This window comes from Pseudomonas sp. GCEP-101, assembly GCF_025133575.1.
Taxonomy (GTDB): Bacteria; Pseudomonadota; Gammaproteobacteria; order Pseudomonadales; family Pseudomonadaceae; genus Pseudomonas; species Pseudomonas nitroreducens_B.
This window is the reverse complement of the sequence record NZ_CP104011.1, coordinates 5,028,197-5,049,992: the sequence shown is the minus strand read 5'-3', so window position 1 is coordinate 5,049,992 and position 21,796 is coordinate 5,028,197. Positions and strand designations below refer to the sequence as shown.

19 protein-coding genes are annotated in these 21,796 nt (G+C 63.9%); 9 read left to right on the top strand and 10 right to left on the bottom strand.

The genetic code is table 11. The annotated features are described in order from the left end of the window. Positions 1 to 49: 49 nt before the first annotated feature. The 5 genes from purB to N0B71_RS22980 form a co-directional block, all read right to left on the bottom strand. Positions 50 to 1,420, bottom strand: a complete 1,371-nt coding sequence (gene purB, locus N0B71_RS23000) for an adenylosuccinate lyase (RefSeq protein ID WP_259755114.1) — start codon at positions 1,418 to 1,420, stop codon at positions 50 to 52. Between the two features lie 95 nt (positions 1,421 to 1,515). Further along, complete coding sequence (gene hflD / locus N0B71_RS22995) at positions 1,516 to 2,136, bottom strand: high frequency lysogenization protein HflD (RefSeq protein ID WP_259755113.1); 621 nt, start codon at positions 2,134 to 2,136, stop codon at positions 1,516 to 1,518. Continuing rightward, positions 2,133 to 3,272 carry a tRNA 2-thiouridine(34) synthase MnmA gene (gene mnmA / locus N0B71_RS22990; protein WP_259755112.1) on the bottom strand — a complete coding sequence of 380 codons (1,140 nt, stop codon included), beginning with the start codon at positions 3,270 to 3,272 and terminating at the stop codon, positions 2,133 to 2,135. The genes hflD and mnmA overlap by 4 nt, the downstream gene beginning before the upstream one ends. Positions 3,273 to 3,344: 72 nt before the next feature. Next, positions 3,345 to 3,788, bottom strand: coding sequence for an NUDIX hydrolase (locus N0B71_RS22985; protein WP_259755111.1), 444 nt, complete (start codon positions 3,786 to 3,788; stop codon positions 3,345 to 3,347). A gap of 103 nt (positions 3,789 to 3,891) precedes the next feature. Further along, positions 3,892 to 6,114, bottom strand: a complete 2,223-nt coding sequence (locus N0B71_RS22980; RefSeq protein WP_259755110.1) for an NADP-dependent isocitrate dehydrogenase — start codon at positions 6,112 to 6,114, stop codon at positions 3,892 to 3,894. Between the two features lie 357 nt (positions 6,115 to 6,471). Here N0B71_RS22980 and icd point away from each other — a divergent pair, with 357 nt between their 5' ends. Beyond that, complete coding sequence (gene icd / locus N0B71_RS22975) at positions 6,472 to 7,725, top strand: NADP-dependent isocitrate dehydrogenase (protein WP_259755108.1); 1,254 nt, start codon at positions 6,472 to 6,474, stop codon at positions 7,723 to 7,725. Between the two features lie 73 nt (positions 7,726 to 7,798). On the opposite strand, the gene cspD is transcribed toward icd, so the two are convergent. After that, positions 7,799 to 8,074, bottom strand: coding sequence for a cold shock domain-containing protein CspD (cspD, locus tag N0B71_RS22970; protein ID WP_259755107.1), 276 nt, complete (start codon positions 8,072 to 8,074; stop codon positions 7,799 to 7,801). Between the two features lie 228 nt (positions 8,075 to 8,302). On the opposite strand from cspD, the gene clpS reads away from it, so the two are divergent. Together clpS and clpA are read left to right on the top strand one after the other, a co-directional pair. Then, positions 8,303 to 8,665: an ATP-dependent Clp protease adapter ClpS gene (clpS, locus tag N0B71_RS22965; RefSeq protein ID WP_259755106.1), complete on the top strand. Its 363-nt coding sequence runs from the start codon at positions 8,303 to 8,305 to the stop codon at positions 8,663 to 8,665. Between the two features lie 28 nt (positions 8,666 to 8,693). Continuing rightward, positions 8,694 to 10,967 carry an ATP-dependent Clp protease ATP-binding subunit ClpA gene (gene clpA / locus N0B71_RS22960; protein ID WP_259755105.1) on the top strand — a complete coding sequence of 758 codons (2,274 nt, stop codon included), beginning with the start codon at positions 8,694 to 8,696 and terminating at the stop codon, positions 10,965 to 10,967. An 83-nt stretch (positions 10,968 to 11,050) separates the two neighbouring features. Here clpA and infA read toward each other — a convergent pair whose 3' ends face one another. The 4 genes from infA to trxB form a co-directional block, all read right to left on the bottom strand. After that, positions 11,051 to 11,269 carry a translation initiation factor IF-1 gene (infA, locus tag N0B71_RS22955; protein WP_002553999.1) on the bottom strand — a complete coding sequence of 73 codons (219 nt, stop codon included), beginning with the start codon at positions 11,267 to 11,269 and terminating at the stop codon, positions 11,051 to 11,053. Positions 11,270 to 11,373: 104 nt separating this feature from the next. Further along, entirely contained in the window at positions 11,374 to 12,081 is a 708-nt protein-coding gene (locus N0B71_RS22950; protein ID WP_259755104.1) for an arginyltransferase, read from the bottom strand. Positions 12,082 to 12,112: 31 nt separating this feature from the next. Beyond that, the gene (gene aat, locus N0B71_RS22945; protein WP_259755103.1) at positions 12,113 to 12,817 is read right to left on the bottom strand and encodes a leucyl/phenylalanyl-tRNA--protein transferase; all 705 of its coding nucleotides are present in this window, start codon (positions 12,815 to 12,817) and stop codon (positions 12,113 to 12,115) included. A gap of 36 nt (positions 12,818 to 12,853) precedes the next feature. Then, a complete protein-coding gene (trxB, locus tag N0B71_RS22940) occupies positions 12,854 to 13,804 on the bottom strand; it encodes a thioredoxin-disulfide reductase (RefSeq protein ID WP_259755102.1) in 951 nt (316 codons plus the stop codon). A gap of 221 nt (positions 13,805 to 14,025) precedes the next feature. Here trxB and ftsK point away from each other — a divergent pair, with 221 nt between their 5' ends. The 6 genes from ftsK to N0B71_RS22910 are packed head-to-tail and all read left to right on the top strand — an operon-like array spanning position 14,026 to position 21,517. Further along, on the top strand, positions 14,026 to 16,437 hold the full coding sequence (gene ftsK, locus N0B71_RS22935; RefSeq protein WP_259755101.1) for a DNA translocase FtsK: 2,412 nt from the start codon (positions 14,026 to 14,028) through the stop codon (positions 16,435 to 16,437). A 19-nt stretch (positions 16,438 to 16,456) separates the two neighbouring features. Further along, complete coding sequence (gene lolA / locus N0B71_RS22930; protein ID WP_259755100.1) at positions 16,457 to 17,080, top strand: outer membrane lipoprotein chaperone LolA; 624 nt, start codon at positions 16,457 to 16,459, stop codon at positions 17,078 to 17,080. 53 nt (positions 17,081 to 17,133) lie between these two features. Next, positions 17,134 to 18,459 carry a replication-associated recombination protein A gene (locus tag N0B71_RS22925; RefSeq protein ID WP_259755099.1) on the top strand — a complete coding sequence of 442 codons (1,326 nt, stop codon included), beginning with the start codon at positions 17,134 to 17,136 and terminating at the stop codon, positions 18,457 to 18,459. A gap of 46 nt (positions 18,460 to 18,505) precedes the next feature. Beyond that, on the top strand, positions 18,506 to 19,786 hold the full coding sequence (gene serS, locus N0B71_RS22920) for a serine--tRNA ligase (protein ID WP_259755098.1): 1,281 nt from the start codon (positions 18,506 to 18,508) through the stop codon (positions 19,784 to 19,786). A 1-nt stretch (position 19,787) separates the two neighbouring features. Further along, positions 19,788 to 21,173, top strand: a complete 1,386-nt coding sequence (gene cysG / locus N0B71_RS22915) for a siroheme synthase CysG (protein ID WP_259755097.1) — start codon at positions 19,788 to 19,790, stop codon at positions 21,171 to 21,173. Further along, on the top strand, positions 21,170 to 21,517 hold the full coding sequence (locus N0B71_RS22910) for a lysozyme inhibitor LprI family protein (RefSeq protein ID WP_442964627.1): 348 nt from the start codon (positions 21,170 to 21,172) through the stop codon (positions 21,515 to 21,517). The genes cysG and N0B71_RS22910 overlap by 4 nt, the downstream gene beginning before the upstream one ends. The last annotated feature ends 279 nt before the right edge of the window (positions 21,518 to 21,796 follow it).

Below are 21,796 nucleotides of genomic sequence, written 5' to 3'. Positions count from 1 at the left end.
TGAAACAAAAACGCCCGGCACAGCCGGGCGTGCAAAGTCGGGGCGAATCTCAGATGCGCTTGGCCTGGGCTGCAGCGTTACCGATGTAATTCGCGGGGGTGAGTTTCTTCAGCTCGGCCTTGGCGTCGGCGGGCATGTCGAGGCCGTCGATGAACACCTGCAGGGCTTCGGCGCTGATGCCTTTGCCGCGGGTCAGCTCCTTGAGCTTCTCGTAGGGGTTCTCGATGCCGTAGCGGCGCATGACGGTCTGCACCGGCTCGGCCAGGACTTCCCAGCAGGCGTCCAGGTCTTCGGCGATGCGCGCGGCGTTCAGCTCCAGCTTGCCGATGCCCTTGAGGCTGGCTTCGTAGGCGATGACGCTGTGGGCGAAGCCGACGCCCAGGTTGCGCAGCACGGTGGAGTCGGTCAGGTCGCGCTGCCAGCGGGAGATCGGCAGTTTGCTGGCCAGGTGCTGGAACAGCGCGTTGGCGATGCCCAGGTTGCCTTCGGAGTTCTCGAAGTCGATCGGATTGACCTTGTGCGGCATGGTCGAGGAGCCGATCTCGCCAGCGACGGTCTTCTGCTTGAAGTAGCCCAGGGAGATGTAGCCCCAGACGTCGCGGTCGAAGTCGATGAGGATGGTGTTGAAGCGCGCGATGGCGTCGAACAGCTCGGCGATGTAGTCGTGCGGCTCGATCTGGGTGGTGTAGGGGTTCCAGTTCAGGCCCAGGTCACCTTCGATGAACTCGCGGGCGTTGGCTTCCCAATCCACCTGCGGGTAGGCCGACAGGTGGGCGTTGTAGTTGCCCACGGCACCGTTGATCTTGCCCAGCAGCTCGACCGAGGCGACCTGCTTGATCTGGCGCTCCAGGCGGTAGACGACGTTGGCCAGTTCCTTGCCCAGGGTGGTCGGGGAGGCCGGCTGGCCGTGGGTGCGCGACAGCATCGGCACGTCGGCGAACTTCACTGCCAGCTCACGGATGGAGTCGGCGATCTGGCGCATCAGCGGCAGCAGCACGGTGTCACGGCCTTCGCGCAGCATCAGGGCGTGGGACAGGTTGTTGATGTCCTCGGAGGTGCAGGCGAAGTGGATGAACTCGCTGACCTTGGCCAGTTCCGGCAGCTGGGCGGCTTGTTCCTTGAGCAGGTATTCCACGGCCTTGACGTCGTGGTTGGTGGTGCGCTCGATGTCCTTGATGCGCTGGGCGTGCTCCAGCTGGAAGTCGTCGGCGAGCTGGTTCAGCAGGGCGTTGGCTTCGGCGGAGAAGGGCGCTACTTCAGGGATGCCGGCGTGGGCGGCGAGACGCTGGAGCCAGCGAACCTCCACCAGGACGCGGAAACGGATCAGACCGTATTCGCTGAAAATCGGACGCAGGGCGCTGGTTTTGCTGCCGTAACGGCCGTCAACGGGGGAAACCGCGGTAAGGGAGGAAAGCTGCATGGGGCGTTCTCGTAGCTGTCGGTCAACGAAAAGGGCGCACATCATACACGAATGGCGCGATGCGGTCGCCTTTGCGGCGACCGCAAGGGCAGGTTTCAGCCGCGCAGCAGGGGACGCAGTTCGTTGAGCATTTTCTTCCGGCTGAACAGCATCTGCCAGCGGTTGCCGCCGAGCTGTCGCCACAGGCGCGCGGAGCGGATGCCGGCCAGCAGCAGGGCGCGGATGCGCGCGGCGTTCGCGTTGATCTGCAGGTGGCGCATGTCGCCATGCACCTGGATGCGTTGGCGGAAGGTGCTGAGCGTGTCCTGGTAGAGGCCGGCGCAGGAGGCGATGACGTTCTCGTGGACCAGGCCGAAGTGCTGCACCTGTTGCTGGATCTGGTCCAGGCGGGTGCCCATGATATCGAGCATGTCGTCGCGCTTGTTGAGCTGGCGTTCCAGGCCGATCAGCGACAGCGCATAACGCAGCGGTTCGCGCTGCAGGCTGTTGGGGTCGCGTTCCAGGGCGCTGACCAGGGCGCGGAAGCCTTCGCGCAGGTTGGCGGTGTCGCCGCCGTAGACGTCGAGGGTGGTCTTCGGGTCGCGCACCAGCAGGCTGCCGAGCATGCAGCCCAGGGGCGCCTCCGGGATCTGCCCGGTGCGAGCGAGGCGGTCTACCAGGGCGGCGGCTTCGAAGACGCCGGAAAGGGCGATGATCTGGTCGTGCAGATCGCTCATGCGGTTTCCTTAGCGAACGCGGGTTCAGCGGATTCGATCACGCCGCCGCCGAGGCAGATTTCGCCGTCGTAGAAGACGACGGACTGGCCCGGGGTGACGGCGCGCTGCGGCTCGTCAAAGACGGCGCGGTAGCCGTTCGCGGTGCGCTCCAGCACGCAGTCCTGGTCCGCCTGGCGGTAGCGCACCTTGGCGCGCAGGGCCTTGGGCTGGTCCAGATCGATGGGGTTGACCCAGTAGATGTGCGAGGCGTGCAGGGCGCGGGAGAACAGCCAGGGGTGGTCGTTGCCCTGGCCGACGACCAGGACGTTGCGCGCAAGGTCTTTCTCCAGCACGTACCAGGGGCTGTCGTCGGCGTTCTTCAGCCCGCCGATGCCCAGGCCCTGGCGCTGGCCGATGGTGTGGTACATCAGGCCGACGTGTTTGCCGATGACCTTGCCGTCGGTGGTCTCGATGTCGCCCGGTTGTGCTGGCAGGTACTGCTTGAGGAAGTCGCTGAAGCGACGCTCGCCGATGAAGCAGATGCCGGTGGAATCCTTCTTCTTCGCGGTGGCCAGGCCGTATTTCTCGGCGATGGCGCGGACTTCGGGCTTTTCCAGTTCGCCGACCGGGAACAGGGTCTTGCCGATCTGCTCGCCGCCCACGGCGTGGAGGAAGTAGCTCTGGTCCTTGTTCGGGTCCAGGCCCTTGAGCAGTTCGCTGCGGCCGTCGATATCGCGGCGGCGCACGTAGTGCCCAGTGGCGATCAAGTCCGCGCCCAGGGCGACGGCGTAGTCGAGGAAGGCTTTGAACTTGATCTCGCGGTTGCAGAGGATGTCCGGGTTCGGCGTGCGGCCGGCCTTGTACTCCTCGAGGAAGTGCTCGAAGACGTTGTCCCAGTATTCCGCGGCGAAGTTGGCGGTGTGCAGCGTGATGCCGATGCGGTCGCAGACGGCCTGGGCGTCGGCCAGGTCGGTCATGGCGGTGCAGTACTCGGTGCCGTCGTCTTCTTCCCAGTTCTTCATGAACAGACCTTCCACCTGGTAGCCCTGTTCCTTGAGGAGCAGGGCAGAGACAGAGGAATCCACGCCGCCGGACATGCCGACGATGACGCGGGTGTTCTGGGGGCTTTTCAGCGAAGACGGGGACGAATCAGGCATGGTGGCGCATCACGGGGGCAGGTAAAGGCGAGGATTCTACCAGAGCCGAGCGGTTGAGGCTCGGCTGCGGGTTCAGTCGCGGATCAGGGCAAGCGGGAAGCGCTCGCCGTCGAGGTAGTCGTCGATGCAGCGCAGCACCAGGTGGCTGCGCCAGCGATCGGGCTGCGCGGCCAGTTCTTCGCGCGTCATCCAGCGGGCGCCGAGGATGCCCTCGTCCAGTGCGCGTTCGGGGTGGTGGCGCAGGGGGCGGGCGGCAAAGCACACGCGTTGGTAGGTCACGCCGTTGCTTGGCGCGGTGTACAGGTAGATGCCGGTCACGGCGGTCAGCTCTACGTCCCAGCCGGTTTCCTCGAGGGTTTCGCGTACGGCGGCCTCGAGCAGGGTCTCGTTGGCTTCCAGGTGGCCGGCGGGCTGGTTGAAGACCTGTTTTTTGTCAGCGGACATTTCCTCCACCAGCAGGAAACGGCCCTGGTCTTCGACGATGGTGGCGACGGTGACGTGTGCTAGCCAGCGCATGGATTGATTCTCATGAGTCGGAAAGGCGCGAGTTTAACGTTGCCGGAGGCAGAAAGCAGAACCCCCGGGAAGGCCCGGGGGTTCTGGTGTCACGCGAAGCGGCTTACGCCAGTGCGTCGATCGCGGCGTTGAAGGTCGCGCTCGGGCGCATGACCTTGCTGGTCAGCTCCGGGTTGGAACGGTAGTAACCGCCGATGTCCGCCGGCTTGCCCTGTACGCCGTTGAGCTCGGCAACGATCGCTGCTTCCTTCTCGGTCAGGGTCTTGGCCAGGGGCGCGAAGTGTGCCTTCAGCTCGGCGTCGTCGTTCTGCTCGGCCAGGGCTTGGGCCCAGTACATGGCCAGGTAGAAGTGGCTGCCGCGGTTGTCGATCTCACCGATCTTGCGCGACGGCGACTTGTTGTTGTCGAGCAGCTTGCCGGTGGCGATGTCCAGGGTCTTGCCCAGTACCTTGGCCTTGGCATTGTCGGTCTTGATGCCTTCTTCCTCGAATGAGACCGCCAGGGCCAGGAACTCGCCCAGGGAATCCCAGCGCAGGTAGTTCTCTTCCACCAGCTGCTGCACGTGTTTCGGAGCTGAGCCGCCGGCGCCGGTTTCGTACATGCCGCCGCCCGCCATCAGCGGAACGATGGACAGCATCTTGGCCGAGGTGCCCAGTTCCATGATCGGGAACAGGTCGGTCAGGTAGTCGCGCAGGACGTTGCCGGTCACCGAGATGGTGTCCAGGCCGCGCATCTGGCGCTCCATGCTGGTGCGGATGGCTTCGTTGTAACCCTTGATGCTGATGTCCAGGCCGGTCAGGTCGTGGTCCTTCAGGTACAGCTCGACCTTCTTGCGCAGCTCGTTGTCGTGGGCGCGTTCCGGGTCCAGCCAGAAGATGGCCGGGGTGTTGGAGGCGCGGGCGCGGGTAACGGCCAGCTTGACCCAGTCGCGGATCGGGGCGTCCTTGGTCTGGCAGGCGCGCCAGATGTCGCCGGCCTGTACTTCGTGCTGCATCAGGACCTTGCCGTCGGCATCGACGACGCGCATTACGCCGTCAGCTTCCAGTTCGAAGGTCTTGTCGTGGGAGCCGTATTCCTCGGCCTTCTGCGCCATCAGGCCGACGTTCGGTACGCTGCCCATGGTGGTCGGGTCGAACGCGCCGTTGGTCTTGCAGAAGTTGATCATTTCCTGGTAGATGCGGGCGTAGGTGCTTTCCGGCATTACCGCTTTGGTGTCTTTCTGCTTGCCGTCCTTGCCCCACATCTGACCCGAGTTGCGGATCATGGCCGGCATGGAGGCGTCGACGATCACGTCGCTGGGGATGTGCAGGTTGGTGATGCCCTTGACCGAGTCGACCATCGCCATTTCCGGACGGTGGCTGTACACCTCGTGGATGTCGTGCAGGATTTCTTCCTGCTGCGAGGCCGGCAGCGACTTGATCTTGTCGTAGACGCTGGAGATGCCGTTGTTCGGGTTGACGCCGAGCTCTTCGAACAGCTGGCCGTATTTCTCGAACACGTCCTTGTAGTAGACGGTGACGGCATGGCCGAAGACGATCGGGTGGGAGATCTTCATCATGGTGGCCTTGACGTGCAGGGACCACATGACGCCGGTTTCCTTGCAGTCCTGCAGGGTCTTCTCGAAGAAGGCGCGCAGTTTGCTGCAGCTCATGAACATGCTGTCCAGGACTTCGCCGTCCTGCATCTTCAGGGTCTTCTTGGTCTCGACCTTGCCGTCCTTGCCGACGAACTCGATGCGGACTTCACCGGCCTTCGGGATGGTGACCGACTGCTCGCTGGAGAAGAAGTCGCCGCCACGCATGTAGTCGGCGTGGGAGCGCGACGCCATGCTCCACTTGCCCATGCTGTGCGGGTGCTTGCGGGCGTAGGCCTTCACGGCGGCCGGCGCGCGGCGGTCGGAGTTGCCTTCACGCAGGACCGGGTTCACGGCGCTGCCCAGGACCTTGGCGTAGCGGGCGCGGGTGTCTTTCTCTTCGTCGGTCTGCGGGTCTTCCGGGAAGTCCGGAACGGCGTAGCCAAGCTTCTGCAGCTCGGCGATGGCGCCCTTGAGCTGCGGTACCGAAGCGGAGATGTTCGGCAGCTTGATGATGTTGGCTTTGGGGTCGGTGGCCAGTACGGCCAGGTAGGCCAGATCGTCTTCGATCGCCTTGTCGCCGAGCTTGTCAGCGAAGGAGGCCAGGATACGGCCCGAAAGAGAGATGTCGCGGGTCTCGACGTCGATGCCGGCGGAAGCGGCAAAGGCTTTTACGATGGGAAGAAGCGAATAGGTGGCAAGGGCGGGTGCTTCGTCGGTGAAGGTGTAGGTGATCTTCGAGCGGATGGACATCTCGTTCTAACTCTCTTCTTTGCTGGGCGCGCACAGAGTCTCGAATCGCGTTGGTACACGCTTGCGTTCAACGAAGTGGTTGACCGACCTTCGAGATTTGCCGCGGGGATATTGGGGCGCCAGTAGAGCGTTGTACGGCGGGATCCTGATGGGGATGTGCGCCGCTGCGAGGAGAGAGTCTGGTCCCAGACTGCTCGGACCTCGATGACCATTAAGTCATGCCGGCCAGTATACCACCCTAAAGGCCGGCTGATGCGCGTGGCTTTTTTAGACTAAGGAATGATGTGGTTCGATCATCGACTTGTGAGCTACCCTCAGTGGCTGCAAGTGGGTTTCAACCAAAAAGCGGAGTTCAGCATGGGATACCAAAAGATCCAGGTGCCGGCCGGTGACAAAATCACCGTCAACGCCGATATGTCCTTGAATGTACCGAAGAACCCGATCATCCCGTTCATCGAGGGTGATGGCATTGGCGTGGATATCAGCCCGGTCATGATCAAGGTCGTCGACGCTGCCGTCGAGAAAGCCTACAAGGGCGACCGCAAGATCGCATGGATGGAAGTCTACGCCGGCGAGAAAGCCACCCAGGTCTACGACCAGGACACCTGGCTGCCCCAGGAAACCCTGGATGCCGTTCGCGATTACGTGGTGTCCATCAAGGGCCCGCTGACCACCCCGGTGGGCGGCGGCATTCGCTCTCTGAACGTGGCCTTGCGCCAGCAGCTCGACCTGTACGTTTGCCTGCGCCCGGTGCGCTGGTTCGAAGGCGTGCCCAGCCCGGTGAAGAAGCCCGGCGACGTGGACATGGTGATCTTCCGCGAGAACTCCGAGGACATCTATGCTGGTGTCGAGTGGAAGGCGGGCTCGCCGGAAGCGCAGAAGGTGATCAAGTTCCTCACCGAGGAAATGGGCGTCAAGAAGATCCGCTTCACCGACAACTGCGGCATCGGCATCAAGCCGGTTTCCCAGGAAGGCACCAAACGCCTGGTGCGCAAGGCCCTGCAATATGCCGTGGACAATGACCGCAGCTCGGTCACCCTGGTCCACAAGGGCAACATCATGAAATTCACCGAGGGTGCGTTCAAGGACTGGGGCTACGAAGTGGCCCGCGACGAGTTCGGCGCCCAACTGCTCGACGGCGGCCCGTGGATGCAGTTCAAGAACCCGACCACCGGCAAGAACATCGTGGTGAAGGACGTCATCGCCGACGCCATGCTGCAGCAGATCCTGCTGCGGCCGGCCGAATACGACGTGATCGCCACCCTCAACCTGAACGGTGACTACCTGTCCGACGCCCTGGCGGCGGAAGTGGGTGGCATCGGCATCGCGCCGGGGGCCAACCTGTCCGACTCGGTGGCCATGTTCGAGGCGACCCACGGTACCGCGCCCAAGTACGCGGGGCTGGACAAGGTCAACCCGGGGTCGGTGATCCTCTCCGCGGAGATGATGCTGCGCCACATGGGCTGGCCGGAGGCGGCCGACCTGATCATTGACGGCGTCAACGGCGCGATCGCCGCGAAGACCGTGACCTACGACTTCGAGCGCCTGATGGACGGCGCCAAGCTGCTGTCCTGCTCCGAGTTCGGCGACGCGATCATCGCCAAGATGTAACGGGGTAATTCCTCGCCCATGAAAAAGGCCGGCTTGCTGCCGGCCTTTTTCGTTTCGTCTGATCCGTGACGAATCAGGCTTCCGCCGTGAGGTTCTCGACCTCGCTGCTCGGGGCAGTCTGCGCGGCTGGGGTGGATGCATTGGCGTTGACGGGCTGGATGTTCACCGCGTGCAACCCTTTCGGACCTTGCAGGATCTCGAAACTGACGGGTTGGCCGGCCTTGAGAGTCTTGTAGCCATCCATCTGGATTGCCGAATAATGAGCAAACAGGTCCTCATCTCGGCCATCAGCCAGGATGAAACCATAGCCCTTGGCGTTGTTGAACCACTTGACCTTACCGCTAAGCATGCTGATATCCCTCTGCAAAGGACTCCATCGCTGGAGTATCATCCACTACTATTCCGCTATGCCTTTTTGTAAAGACTGGCGTCCGGAACTCCTGATACCCTCCGGGGGGTATCCTTTGGTTGTAACACCCTTTTGCCGTTAGTCAAGGCGGCGTCGTCTGGGCCTGAGAGGCGATTCAAACTCCAACCGGCCCACTCATTCACCCACTCGCAAAGCTTTTATTCCAGCATGCATGCAAGTAGCCAGATTCGACTAACATTCAATCAGGACCGCCCGGATCCAATGGAAGACGACGGGACGGGGCTGGCGGTTGAAGAAGCCAAACCAGCCCTCAAGGCGCCGTCCATGTATCGGGTCATCATGTTCAACGATGATTACACCCCGATGGATTTCGTGGTTGAGGTGCTGGAGCTGTACTTCAACATGAACCGCGAGCAGGCAACCAAGGTCATGTTGACTGTGCATACCCAGGGCAAGGCGAACTGCGGGACCTTTACCCGCGATGTCGCGGAAACCAAAGCCATGCAGGTCAATCAATATGCGAGGGAGAGCCAACATCCACTGTTGTGCGAAATTGAGATAGAAGGTTGATGCGGATGTTTGGGAGCGAGGTGAAGTCATGTTGAATCGAGAGCTCGAAGTCACCCTCAATCTCGCCTTCAAGGAGGCGCGGGCGAAGCGGCATGAGTTCATGACCGTTGAGCACTTGCTGTTGGCGCTTCTGGATAACGAGGCTGCCGCGACGGTTCTGAAGGCGTGCGGTGCGAATCTGGACAAGCTGCGGCGAGACCTGCAGGAGTTCATCGATTCCACGACGCCGCTGATCCCTCAGCACGACGAGGAACGCGAAACCCAGCCGACCCTGGGCTTCCAGCGTGTCCTGCAGCGTGCCGTATTCCACGTGCAGAGTTCCGGCAAGCGTGAAGTCACCGGCGCCAATGTGCTGGTCGCCATCTTCAGCGAGCAGGAGAGCCAGGCGGTGTTCCTGCTCAAGCAGCAGAGCGTCGCCCGCATCGACGTGGTCAACTACATCGCCCACGGCATCTCCAAGGTGCCCGGCCATGCCGAGCACCCGGACAGCGAGCAGGAGATGCAGGACGAGGAGGGCGGCGAGTCGTCCACCTCCAGTCATCCGCTGGATGCCTATGCCAGCAACCTGAACGACCTGGCGCGCCAGGGGCGTATCGATCCGCTGGTCGGCCGCGAGTCGGAAGTCGAGCGTGTCGCGCAGATCCTCGCCCGTCGGCGCAAGAACAACCCGCTGCTGGTGGGTGAGGCTGGCGTGGGCAAGACCGCCATCGCCGAAGGCCTGGCCAAGCGCATCGTCGACGGCCAGGTGCCGGATCTGTTGTCCGACAGCGTCGTCTACTCCCTGGACCTGGGCGCGCTGCTGGCCGGCACCAAGTACCGCGGCGACTTCGAGAAGCGCTTCAAGGCGCTGCTCAACGAACTGCGCAAGCGGCCGCATGCCGTGTTGTTCATCGACGAAATCCACACCATCATCGGCGCCGGCGCGGCATCGGGCGGGGTGATGGATGCGTCCAACCTGCTCAAGCCGCTGCTGTCGTCCGGTGAGATCCGCTGCATCGGTTCGACCACCTTCCAGGAATTCCGCGGCATCTTCGAGAAGGATCGCGCGCTGGCTCGTCGCTTCCAGAAGGTCGACGTCACCGAACCGTCCGTCGAGGACACCTTTGGCATCCTGAAGGGCCTGAAGCCGCGCTTCGAGCAGCACCACCACATCGAGTACAGCGATGAAGCGCTGCGCGCCGCCGCCGAGCTGGCCGCCCGCTACATCAACGACCGGCACATGCCGGACAAGGCCATCGACGTCATCGACGAGGCGGGTGCATACCAGCGCCTGCAACCGGAAGAGAAGCGCGTGAAGCGCATCGAAGTGCCGCAGGTCGAGGACATCGTCGCGAAGATCGCGCGGATTCCGCCCAAGCACGTCTCCAGTTCCGACAAGGAGCTGCTGCGTAACCTGGAACGCGACCTGAAGCTGACCGTGTTCGGCCAGGCGGCGGCCATCGAGTCGCTGTCCACCGCCATCAAGCTGTCACGCGCCGGCCTGAAGTCGCCGGACAAGCCCGTGGGTTCCTTCCTGTTCTCCGGCCCGACCGGGGTGGGCAAGACCGAGGTGGCGCGACAGTTGGCCAAGGCGCTGGGCGTGGAGTTGGTGCGCTTCGACATGTCCGAGTACATGGAGCGGCATACCGTGTCCCGTCTGATCGGCGCGCCTCCGGGCTACGTCGGTTTCGACCAGGGCGGCCTGCTCACCGAGGCCATTACCAAGACGCCGCACTGCGTGCTGCTGCTGGATGAGATCGAGAAGGCGCACCCGGAAGTCTTCAACCTGCTGCTGCAGGTGATGGACCACGGCACCCTGACCGATAACAACGGGCGCAAGGCGGACTTCCGCAACGTCATCCTGATCATGACCACCAACGCTGGCGCGGAAACCGCGGCGCGGGCCTCCATCGGCTTCACGCAGCAGGACCACTCCACCGATGCCATGGAAGTGATCAAGAAGAGCTTCACCCCGGAGTTCCGCAACCGCCTGGATACCATCATCCAGTTCGGCCGCCTGAGTCACGAGACCATCAAGAGCATCGTCGACAAGTTCCTCACCGAGCTGCAGGCGCAGCTGGAGGACAAGCACGTGCAGATCGAGGTCAGCGACGCAGCCCGCGGTTGGCTGGCGGACAAGGGTTACGATCCGCAGATGGGCGCTCGCCCCATGGCACGGCTGATCCAGGACAAGATCAAGCGGCCGCTGGCCGAGGAGATCCTGTTCGGGGAGCTGGCCGAGCACGGCGGTGTGGCCCATGTGGACCTCAAAGATGGCGAGCTGGCCTTCGAGTTCGAAGTGATCGCCGCAGAGCCTGCCTGACGCCAGTCGGGCGTTCCAAACGAAAACGCCCGGCAATGCCGGGCGTTTTTCTATGTGCCGGATTTGCCGGCACCTACCGTCTATCAGCGAGCGCGGTAGGTAATACGACCCTTGGACAAGTCGTAGGGCGTCAGTTCAACGCGAACTTTGTCGCCAGTCAGGATGCGGATGTAATTCTTGCGCATCTTCCCGGAGATGTGCGCGGTAACGACGTGCCCGTTCTCCAACTCCACGCGGAACATGGTGTTGGGCAGGGTGTCGACGACAGTGCCTTCCATTTCGAAGCTGTCTTCTTTCGACATGCAGTAGAACCCTCGGTATCTATGGTTGCCTGAAGTTTCAGGGCATTAAAAAAGGCACACATTGTGCCTGAAATCACCCCATAACGCCAATGGCTGTTTTCGTCTCAGTTCAACGCCACCCAGCGCTGATTGACGAAAAGCTCGATCGGACGGTACTGGGTCTTGTAGTTCATCTTTCGGCAGTTCTTGATCCAGTAGCCCAGGTAAACCGCGTGCAGGCCCAATCTTTCGGTCTCGCCGATTTGCCAGAGAATGGCGAAGCGCCCGAGGCTACGGCGCTCTTCGTCCGGATCGTAGAAGGTATAGACGGCGGAAAGGCCGTTGGGCAGGACGTCGGTCACGGCGACGGCGAGCAGCCTGCCTTGCAGGCGGAATTCGAAGAAACAGCTGAAGGGCAGGTCGCGCACCAGGAAGGTAGCGAACTGGTCGCGGCTGGGCGGGTACATGTCACCGTCGGCATGCCGCTGCTCAATGTAGCGCATGTAGAGGGCATAGTACTCCTCGGTGAAGGCCGGGCGCTTGCGGATGACCTCCAGGTCGGCGTTGCGCTTGATGATGCGCTTCTGCTGGCGACTGGGCTGGAAGCCGGCGGCCGGGATGCGCGCCGGGATGCAGGCAGTGCAGTGCTGGCAGTGCGGCCGGTAAAGGTGTTCGCCGCTGCGCCGGAAACCGACCTCGGACAGCGAGGCATACAACTGCGCGTCCATGGGCTGGCTGGGATCGAGGAACAGGGTGGTGGCCTGCTCTTCGGGCAGATAGCTGCATGGATGCGGTTGTGTGGCGTAAAACTTCAGGCGGGCGAGCTCGGTCATCTTCAACCCCTGCGAGGTCCCTCAGGCAAGTTTAAGACAGGCTGAGCAGGTCCGCTCGCGAAGTCCAGTCCTGCGTCGGTGTTTCGTCGAGATGACGGCGCAGGTAGCGGGCGAATTCGCCGCGGGAAATAGCCCGGGCGCCGAAGCTGTGCAGGTGCTGGGTCGGCATCTGGCAGTCGATCAGCACGAAGCCGGCCGCTTTGAGGCGCTGCACCAGGGTGACGAAGGCGACCTTGGAGGCATTGTCGGCGCGGCTGAACATCGATTCGCCGAAGAACAACCGACCGATGGCCAGGCCGTACAGTCCGCCGACCAGTTCATCGCCCTGCCACGCTTCCGCCGAGTGGGCGACTCCCAGGCGGTGCAACTGGCAATAGGCCTCCTGCATCGGCGTGGTGATCCAGGTGCCGTCGGCGTAGTCGCGCGGGCCGGCGCAACCCTGGATGACCTGCTCGAACGCCTGGTCGATGGTGACCTGGTACTGCTGCTGTCGAATGAACTTGGCGAGACTGCGGGAAACGTGCAGTTCATCCGGGAACAGCACCGTGCGCGGGTCGGGCGACCACCAGAGGATCGGCTGGCCGTCCTGGTACCAGGGGAAGCACCCGTGGCGGTAGGCCTGGATCAGGCGTTGCGGGTTCAGGTCTCCACCGGCCGCGAGCAGGCCGTTGGGCTCATGCAGGGCCTTGTCGAGGGGAGGAAAGTCGAAATTGCTGCGGGAAAGCCACTTGAGCATAGGGAGGAGGGGAGGGCGAGCCTCCCCTGGCGCCGATCAGTTGTCGTCGAGGAACTTTTCGGCGTCCAGCGCGGCCATGCAGCCAGCGCCAGCGGAAGTGATCGCCTGGCGGTAGACGTGGTCGGCCACGTCGCCGGCGGCGAAGACGCCGTCGATGCTGGTCAGGGTCGCATTGCCTTCGGCGCCACCCTTGACCTTCAGGTAGCCGTCACGCATTTCCAGCTGGCCCTTGAACAGGTCGCTATTGGGTTTGTGGCCGATGGCGATGAATACGCCGGCCAGGTCCAGCTGGCGGGTTTCGCCGCTGTCGACGTCTTTCAGGCGAACGCCGACGACGCCCATGTTGTCGCCCAGCACCTCGTCCAGAGTGGTGTTCCAGTGCAGGCGCACATTGCCGTTCCTGGCTTTCTCGAACAGCTTGTCCTGGAGGATCTTCTCCGAACGCAGCTTGTCGCGGCGGTGGATCAGGTGGACTTCCTTGGCGATGTTGGACAGGTACAGCGCCTCTTCCACGGCGGTGTTGCCGCCGCCGACCACGCAGACCACCTGGTTGCGGTAGAAGAAGCCGTCGCAGGTGGCACAGGCGGAAACGCCCTTGCCCATGAAGGCCTCTTCCGAAGACATGCCCAGGTACTGGGCCGAGGCGCCGGTGGCGATGATCAGCGCGTCGCAGGTGTAGGTGCCGCTGTCACCCTTGAGGGTGAAGGGCTTCTGCTGCAACTCCGCGGTATGGATGTGGTCGTAGACGATCTCGGTATCGAAACGCTTGGCGTGCTGCTCCATGCGCTGCATCAGGGCGGGGCCGGTCAGGCCCTCGACGTCGCCGGGCCAGTTGTCGACCTCGGTGGTGGTGGTCAGCTGGCCGCCGGGCTGGATGCCGGTGATGACAACAGGCTTGAGGTTGGCGCGCGCGGCGTACACGGCCGCGGTGTAACCCGCGGGGCCGGAGCCCAGGATGATCAGGCGCGAATGCTTGACTTCACTCATAAAAAGACTCCATAAGCCTTTGTCACGTAAGAGAATGCATGCTCCAATTGAGCAGCCGCAAAGCGGTGTTGGGCTATGCTACACCGAACCCCGGAAAGCCGGCAAAAGCGCAGTCAGGCACACCCGGGTTCGCTGGCATCGGCCGGCCAAAGCCGTACAATAGGCCCGTTTCGCGGCCCAACGACTCTCGGACGCGCGTATAGCGCAGGAATAGAAGCGTTTTGAAGGACACCACAGCAAGCCATGCCGCCGCCTGGCGCCAGCAACTGCATTACCGTCTGAAGGAAGGGGCTCTGATCGCGCTCGGCGCGCTCTGCCTGTACCTGTGGATGGCACTGCTCACCTACGATTCCTCCGATCCGGGCTGGAGCCACTCCAGTCACGTCGAGCAGGTGCAGAACGCGGCCGGCCGCCTGGGCGCGCTCAGCGCCGACATCCTGTTCATGGTGCTGGGCTATTTCGCCTACCTGTTCCCGCTGCTGCTGGCGGTGAAGACCTATCAGGTCTTCCGCAAGCGCCACCTGCCGTGGGAGTGGAGCGGCTGGCTCTTCTCCTGGCGCCTGATCGGCCTGGTGTTCCTGGTGCTGTCGGGCTCTGCGCTGGCCTACATCCACTTCCATACCAGCGGTGCCCATATGCCGGCCACGGCCGGCGGTGCCCTGGGCGAAAGCCTCGGCCAACTGGGTATCAACGCGCTGAACGTGCAGGGCAGTACGCTGCTGTTCCTGGCGCTGTTCCTGTTCGGCATGACGGTGTTCGCCGATCTGTCCTGGTTCAAGGTGATGGACGTCACCGGCAAGATCACCCTCGACCTCTTCGAGCTGATCCACAACGCCACCAATCGCTGGTGGAGCGCCCGTAGTGAGCACAAGCAACTGGTCGCTCAGCTTCGCGAAGTCGACGAGCGCGTGGCTGAAGTCGCCGCACCCATCGTGGCCGACCGCCGCGAGCAGGCCAAGGTCAAGGAGCGCCTGATCGAGCGCGAGGAAGCGCTGGTCAAGAGCGTGCAAGAGCGCGAGAAGCGCGTGGCGCCGAAGATCGACGTCCCGCCGCCGCCCTCCAAACCGGTCGAGCCGAGCAAGCGCGTGCTGAAGGAAAAGCAGGCACCGCTGTTCGTCGATACCGCCGTGGAAGGTACCCTGCCGCCGCTGTCGATCCTCGACCCGGCCGCGGAAAAGAAACAGAGCTACTCGCCCGAGTCCCTGGAGGCCATGTCGCGCCTGCTGGAAATCAAGCTCAAGGAGTTCGGCGTCGAGGTCATCGTCGAATCCGTGCATCCGGGCCCGGTGATCACCCGTTTCGAAATCCAGCCAGCCGCTGGCGTGAAGGTCAGCCGCATTTCCAACCTGGCCAAGGACCTGGCGCGCTCGCTGGCAGTCATCAGCGTGCGCGTGGTGGAAGTCATCCCCGGCAAGACCACCGTCGGCATCGAGATTCCCAACGAAGACCGGCAGATGGTGCGCTTCTCCGAAGTGCTGATGACCCCCGAATACGACGAGCACAAGTCCACCGTGCCGCTGGCCCTGGGCCACGATATCGGCGGCAACCCGATCATCACCGACCTGGCGAAGATGCCGCACCTGCTGGTGGCCGGTACTACCGGTTCGGGTAAGTCGGTGGGCGTGAACGCCATGCTGCTGTCGATCCTGTTCAAGTCCACGCCGGAAGAGGCGCGGTTGATCATGATCGACCCGAAGATGCTGGAGCTGTCGATCTACGAAGGCATTCCGCACCTGCTCTGCCCGGTGGTCACCGACATGAAGGAGGCCGCCAACGCGCTGCGCTGGAGCGTCGCCGAGATGGAGCGGCGCTACAAGCTGATGGCGGCCATGGGCGTGCGTAACCTCGCCGGCTTCAACCGCAAGGTGAAGGACGCGGAGGAGGCCGGCACGCCGCTGACCGACCCGCTGTACCGCCGCGAAAGCATGGAAGACGAAGCGCCGCTGCTGCAGACCCTGCCGACCATCGTGGTGGTGGTGGACGAATTCGCCGACATGATGATGATCGTCGGCAAGAAGGTGGAAGAGCTGATCGCCCGTATCGCCCAGAAGGCGCGGGCCGCCGGTATCCACCTGATCCTGGCGACCCAGCGTCCGTCGGTGGACGTGATTACCGGCCTGATCAAGGCGAACATCCCGACCCGTATCGCCTTCCAGGTCTCCAGCAAGATCGACTCGCGCACCATCCTCGACCAGGGTGGCGCCGAACAGCTGCTGGGCCACGGCGACATGCTCTACCTGCCGCCGGGCACCGGCCTGCCGATCCGCGTGCATGGCGCCTTCGTCTCCGACGACGAGGTGCACCGCGTCGTCGAAGCCTGGAAGCTACGTGGCGCACCGAACTACATTGAGGACATCCTCGCCGGCGCCGAAGAAGGCGGTGGCGGTTCATTCGAAGGTGGCGGTGGCGGCGAAGGTGGCGAGGGCAGCGAGGACGACCCGCTGTATGACGAAGCCGTACGCTTCGTGACCGAAAGCCGCCGGGCGTCGATTTCCGCCGTGCAGCGCAAGCTAAAGATCGGCTATAACCGCGCCGCGCGGATGATCGAGGCCATGGAAATGGCCGGTGTGGTCACCCCGATGAATACCAATGGCTCGCGCGAAGTGATCGCGCCGGCCCCGATCCGTGATTGATTCGACTTCGAGGATTTCGATGCGTCTGATCCGCCTGTTGTTCGTTGCTGCGCTGGCTGTCGCCGGCGTCCAGGCCCATGCCGACGAAGCTGCTGCGCAGCGCCTGAGCGGGATGCTCACCAAGGCCCAGACCATGACCGCGCGCTTCTCCCAGCTGACCCTGGATGGCAGCGGCACCCGCCTGCAGGAAACCGCCGGCACCCTGGGCCTCAAGCGGCCGGGCCTGTTCCGTTGGCACACCGATGCGCCGAACGAGCAACTGCTCATCTCCAATGGCGAGAAGATCTGGCTGTACGACCCGGACCTGGAGCAGGTGACCATCCAGAAGCTCGACCAGCGCCTGACCCAGACGCCGGCCCTGCTGCTCTCCGGCGATGTGTCGAAGATCGGCCAAAGCTTCGACATCACCGCCAAAGACGGCGGCAACGTGGTCGACTTCACCCTCAAGCCGAAATCCAAGGACACCCTGTTCGACAGCCTGCGGATTTCCTTCCGCAGCGGCGTGGTGAACGACATGCAGCTGATCGACAGCGTCGGCCAGCGCACCAACATCCTGTTCTTCGACGTGAAGATGAACGAGGCGATAGACGCCAAGCAGTTCGTCTTCGAAGTGCCCAAGGGCGTCGACGTCATCCAGGAGTGACCGGCGCGCCCTGTTCGCGCCGAGTAACCCGTTTCGAGTAAATAGGTAAGACCGTGGATCTGTTCCGCTCCGCCCCCGTTTCCCAGCCCCTGGCCGCGCGCCTGCGCGCGACCAGCCTGGACGAGTACGTCGGTCAGGAGCACCTGCTCGCCCGCGGCAAGCCGCTGCGCGAGGCGCTGGAACAGGGCGCGCTGCACTCGATGATCTTCTGGGGGCCGCCCGGGGTCGGCAAGACCACCCTGGCCAAGCTCCTGGCCCAGGTCACCGATGCGCATTTCGAGACCATCTCGGCGGTGCTCTCGGGCGTGAAGGAAATCCGCCAGTCGGTGGAAGTGGCCAAGCAGCACGCCGCACAGTATGGCCGCCGCACCATCCTCTTCGTCGACGAGGTGCACCGCTTCAACAAGAGCCAGCAGGATGCCTTCCTGCCCTACGTGGAAGACGGCACGCTGATCTTCATCGGTGCGACCACCGAGAACCCATCCTTCGAGCTGAACAATGCACTGCTTTCCCGTGCCCGCGTCTACGTGCTGAAAAGCCTGGACGAAGCGGCCCTGCGCCGGCTGGTGGAGCGTGCGTTGACCGAAGAGAAGGGCCTGGGCAAGCGCAACCTGAGCCTGCCCGACGACAGCTTCGCGATTCTCATGGCTGCCGCCGACGGCGATGGCCGGCGCCTGCTCAACCTGCTGGAGAACGCCTCCGACCTCGCCGAGGACAACGGCGAGATCAGCGCCGAACTGCTGCAGAACCTGCTGGGCGATTCGCGCCGGCGCTTCGACAAGGGTGGCGAAGCCTTCTACGACCAGATCAGTGCGCTGCACAAATCGGTGCGCGGCTCCAGCCCCGATGGCGCGCTGTATTGGTATGCGCGCATGCTCGATGGCGGCTGTGATCCGCTATACATCGCCCGCCGCGTGGTGCGCATGGCCAGCGAGGACATCGGCAACGCCGACCCGCGCGCCCTGACACTGTGCCTCCACGCCTGGGATGTGCAGGAGCGCCTCGGCAGCCCCGAAGGCGAGCTGGCGATTGCGCAGGCTATCGTCTATCTGGCCTGTGCGCCCAAGAGCAATGCAGTCTACAACGCTTACAACACGGCGCGCCGTGACGTGGCGGAGAGCGGTTCGCTGGAAGTGCCGCTGCATCTGCGCAACGCACCGACCAAGCTGATGAAGAACCTGGGCTATGGCGACGAGTACCGCTATGCCCATGATGAGCCGGATGCCTATGCGGCCGGGGAAGATTACTTCCCCGAGTCCATGGAGCCGCGCCAGTATTACCAACCCGTGCCGCGCGGGCTTGAACTGAAGATCGGCGAAAAGCTGCGCCACCTGGCCAGCCTCGACAAGGCCAGTTCCCGCCGTCGCAGAAAATCCTGAAGTGGCGCCCGCGAGCGCCGCCTGACACTCGACACGAGAAGACACCATGCTCGATTCCAAACTGGTTCGTACCCAGCCGCAGGAAGTGGCCGAACGCCTGGCCACCCGTGGCTTCACCCTGGACGTGGCGCGCATCGAAGCGCTGGAGAGCCAGCGCAAGGCCGTGCAGACCCGCACCGAGACCCTGCAGGCCGAGCGCAATTCGCGCTCCAAGGCCATCGGTCAGGCCATGAAGAACGGTGAGGACGTCGCGCCGCTGAAGGCCGAGGTCAACCGCATGGCCGAAGAACTGGATGCCGGCAAGCGCGAGCTGGACGCCATCCAGGCCGAGCTGGACAGCCTGCTGCTGAACATCCCCAACCTGCCGCACGAGTCCGTGCCGGTGGGCGCCGATGAAGACGACAACGTCGAAGTCCGTCGCTGGGGCACGCCGCGCACCTTCGATTTCGAGATCAAGGACCATGTCGCCCTGGGTGAAAAACACGGCTGGCTGGACTTCGAGACCGCCGCCCGCCTGTCCGGCGCCCGTTTCGCCCTGATGCGCGGCCCGATCGCCCGCCTGCACCGCGCCCTGGCGCAGTTCATGATCGACCTGCATACCCGCGAGCACGGCTACGAAGAGGCCTACACCCCGTATCTGGTACAGGCTCCGGCGTTGCAGGGCACCGGCCAGCTGCCGAAGTTCGAGGAAGACCTGTTCAAGATCCAGCGCGAAGACGAAGCGGACCTGTACCTGATCCCGACTGCGGAAGTCTCTTTGACCAACATCGTTGCCGGGCAGATTCTCGACGCGAAGGAACTGCCGCTGAAGTTCGTCGCCCACACCCCGTGCTTCCGCAGCGAAGCCGGTGCGTCGGGCCGCGATACCCGCGGCATGATCCGCCAGCACCAGTTCGACAAGGTCGAGATGGTGCAGATCGTCGAGCCGTCCAAATCCTGGGAAGCGCTGGAAAGCCTCGTCGGCAACGCCGAGAAGGTCCTCCAGGCCCTGGAGCTGCCGTACCGCGCCCTGGCGTTGTGCACCGGCGACATGGGCTTCGGCGCCGCCAAGACCTACGACCTGGAAGTCTGGGTGCCGAGCCAGGACAAGTACCGCGAGATTTCCTCCTGCTCCAACTGCGGCGACTTCCAGGCCCGCCGCATGCAGGCGCGCTATCGCAACCCGGAAACCGGCAAGCCGGAGCTGGTGCATACCCTCAACGGCTCGGGCCTGGCCGTAGGCCGTACCCTGGTCGCCGTGCTGGAGAACTACCAGCAGGCCGACGGCTCGATCCGCGTGCCGGAGGTGCTCAAGCCTTACATGGCGGGCATCGAGGTCATCGGCTGAGATGGACTTCCTGCCGCTGTTCCACATCCTGCGCGGACGTCGCGCGCTACTGGTCGGCGGCGGTGATGTCGCACTGCGCAAGGCGCGCCTGCTGAGCGACGCCGGCGCGGTGCTGCGCGTCGTGGCTCCGGAGGTGCATTCGGAGCTGCGCGAGCTGGTCGAGGAGGGCGCGGGCGAACTGCTCCTGCGCCCGTATGCCCAGGGGGACCTGCGGGATTGCGTACTGGTCATCGCCGCGACGGACGATGAGCCGCTCAATGCCCAGGTCTCCCGCGACGCCCATGCCCGTGGTGTGCCGGTCAACGTGGTCGATGCGCCGGCACTGTGCAGCGTGATCTTTCCGGCCATCGTCGATCGTTCGCCGCTGGTGGTGGCGGTCTCCAGCGGTGGCGATGCGCCGGTGCTGGTGCGACTGCTGCGTGCCAAGCTGGAAACCTGGATTCCCGCCACTTACGGCCAGCTGGCGGGCCTCGCCAGCCGCTTCCGCGAGCGCGTGAAGCAGCGCCTGCCGGACCTGCAGCAGCGCCGCCAGTTCTGGGAAGACGTGTTCCAGGGCCCGGTCGCCGAGCGCATGCTGGCCGGCCAGCCCAGCGAAGCCGAGCGCCTGCTGGCGGACAAGCTGGAAGCGCCGCAGGCCGAATCCCGTGGCGAGGTCTATCTGGTGGGCGCCGGCCCCGGCGATCCCGACCTGTTGACCTTCCGCGCGCTGCGCCTGATGCAGCAGGCCGATGTGGTGCTTTACGACCGCCTCGTCGCACCGGCCATCCTCGAGCTGTGCCGCCGCGACGCCGACCGCCTCTACGTCGGCAAGCGCCGTGCGGACCACGCCGTGCCGCAGGACGAGATCAATCGCAAGCTGGTGGAACTGGCCCAGCAGGGCAAACGTGTATTGCGCCTGAAGGGCGGCGATCCGTTCATCTTCGGCCGAGGCGGCGAGGAGATCGACGAACTGGCGGCCAATGGCATCCCGTTCCAGGTCGTGCCCGGCATTACCGCCGCCAGCGGCTGCGCGGCCTACGCCGGTATCCCGCTGACCCACCGCGATTATGCGCAGTCCGTGCGTTTCGTGACCGGTCACCTGAAGGACGGCAGCACTGACCTGCCCTGGAATGACCTGGTCGCGCCAGGACAAACCCTGGTGTTCTACATGGGCCTGGTCGGCTTGCCGGTCATCTGCGAGCAACTGGTGCGCCATGGCCGCTCGGCGGACACCCCGGCCGCGCTCATCCAGCAGGGCACCACGGTCCACCAACGGGTCTTCACTGGCACGTTGGGGAACCTGCCGGCGCTGGTGGCCGAGCATGAGGTCCATGCGCCCACCCTGGTGATCGTCGGGGAAGTGGTGCAGCTGCGCGAAAAACTCGCCTGGTTCGAGGGGCAGCCGTGAAACCGCTGCGCACGGTGATCCTTGGCGCCGTGTGCGCCCTGGGTTGCTTCGCCGTGCCCGCCTCGGCGGCCAGTTTCGACTGCAAGAAGGCCCGACAGGCCGACGAGAAAGCCATCTGCGCGGATCGCCAGTTGTCCGAGCTGGACGTGCAGGTGGCGACCACCTACCGCCTGCTGCGCGGCCTGTTCGCCATGGGCATGCGTGGCAACCTGGGCGACTCCCAGCTCGCGTGGCTGGAGCAGCGCCGCGCCTGTCGTGCCAACACGGCGTGTCTCAAGCAGCGCTACCAGGAACGCCTGGATGCGCTGCAGAAGGTCTACGACGGCATCGAAAAACCGATCTGACCGGCTCTTTGTAGGAGCGAGCTTGCTCGCGAACCGCTTGAAGCCGTGAAATTGCCCTGAGCTTCGCGAGCAAGCTCGCTCCTACAGGTGCTGTAGGGCTCCTGCAGGGCACTGTCTTCTTCTGAAAGTCCGTTTCCCTCTCCCTAACCCTCTCCCTGAAGAAAGAGGGGACCGTATGGTGCAGGATGAAATTGTGGCGTCAGCCGGCTCGGATGGCTCCCTCTCCCTTCAGGGAGAGGGCGGGGGGAGAGGGCTGGGGCCAGCGAAGGAGTTTCCAGG

Excerpts from the sequence above, each read along its gene's own strand:
- purB (WP_259755114.1), bottom strand. The coding sequence starts at position 1,420 with ATGCAGCTTTCCTCCCTTACCGCGGTTTCCCCCGTTGACGGCCGTTAC.
- hflD (WP_259755113.1), bottom strand. The coding sequence starts at position 2,136 with ATGAGCGATCTGCACGACCAGATCATCGCCCTTTCCGGCGTCTTCGAA.
- mnmA (WP_259755112.1), bottom strand. The coding sequence starts at position 3,272 with ATGCCTGATTCGTCCCCGTCTTCGCTGAAAAGCCCCCAGAACACCCGC.
- N0B71_RS22985 (WP_259755111.1), bottom strand. The coding sequence starts at position 3,788 with ATGCGCTGGCTAGCACACGTCACCGTCGCCACCATCGTCGAAGACCAG.
- N0B71_RS22980 (WP_259755110.1), bottom strand. The coding sequence starts at position 6,114 with ATGTCCATCCGCTCGAAGATCACCTACACCTTCACCGACGAAGCACCC.
- icd (WP_259755108.1), top strand. The coding sequence starts at position 6,472 with ATGGGATACCAAAAGATCCAGGTGCCGGCCGGTGACAAAATCACCGTC.
- cspD (WP_259755107.1), bottom strand. The coding sequence starts at position 8,074 with ATGCTTAGCGGTAAGGTCAAGTGGTTCAACAACGCCAAGGGCTATGGT.
- clpS (WP_259755106.1), top strand. The coding sequence starts at position 8,303 with ATGCATGCAAGTAGCCAGATTCGACTAACATTCAATCAGGACCGCCCG.
- clpA (WP_259755105.1), top strand. The coding sequence starts at position 8,694 with ATGTTGAATCGAGAGCTCGAAGTCACCCTCAATCTCGCCTTCAAGGAG.
- infA (WP_002553999.1), bottom strand. The coding sequence starts at position 11,269 with ATGTCGAAAGAAGACAGCTTCGAAATGGAAGGCACTGTCGTCGACACC.
- N0B71_RS22950 (WP_259755104.1), bottom strand. The coding sequence starts at position 12,081 with ATGACCGAGCTCGCCCGCCTGAAGTTTTACGCCACACAACCGCATCCA.
- aat (WP_259755103.1), bottom strand. The coding sequence starts at position 12,817 with ATGCTCAAGTGGCTTTCCCGCAGCAATTTCGACTTTCCTCCCCTCGAC.
- trxB (WP_259755102.1), bottom strand. The coding sequence starts at position 13,804 with ATGAGTGAAGTCAAGCATTCGCGCCTGATCATCCTGGGCTCCGGCCCC.
- lolA (WP_259755100.1), top strand. The coding sequence starts at position 16,457 with ATGCGTCTGATCCGCCTGTTGTTCGTTGCTGCGCTGGCTGTCGCCGGC.
- serS (WP_259755098.1), top strand. The coding sequence starts at position 18,506 with ATGCTCGATTCCAAACTGGTTCGTACCCAGCCGCAGGAAGTGGCCGAA.
- cysG (WP_259755097.1), top strand. The coding sequence starts at position 19,788 with ATGGACTTCCTGCCGCTGTTCCACATCCTGCGCGGACGTCGCGCGCTA.